At 37.3% G+C, this 375-nt stretch carries 1 protein-coding gene; it reads right to left on the reverse strand.

Annotation, left to right across the window (positions count from 1 at the left end; genetic code table 11):
• Nucleotides 1-63: 63 nt before the first annotated feature.
• The coding region (locus ACFIO5_RS09935) for an SDR family oxidoreductase (protein WP_375705309.1) at nt 64-375 on the reverse strand (312 nt) is incomplete at its 5' end.

Raw genomic sequence — 375 nt, forward strand, 5'->3', positions numbered from 1 at the left:
CCAGTATAATTCTAAAACAGTATACAAGTAATCATTTTCTATTTTAAAAGGATTACGGAATAATTACTCTTCTTGAGCTTCTTCACTTTGTTTTAATTCTTCAAGGGTTGGCATAGACATGATGTTATATCCTGAATCAACATAATGAATTTCACCAGTAACCCCTGAAGATAAATCAGAAAGCAGGTAAAGAGCAGATTTTCCGATTTCATTAATGTTTACATTACGGCGTAGGGGTGCATTTCGACGTTGATACGAAAAAATTGCTCGTGCAGCTGCAATGCCATTGCCAGCTAATGTCCTAATAGGACCGGCTGAAATTGCATTAACACGGATAATTTGAGGAACAAAGTCGGCCGCTAAATAGCGCACCAT

This window comes from Bartonella sp. AA86SXKL, from assembly GCF_042196885.1.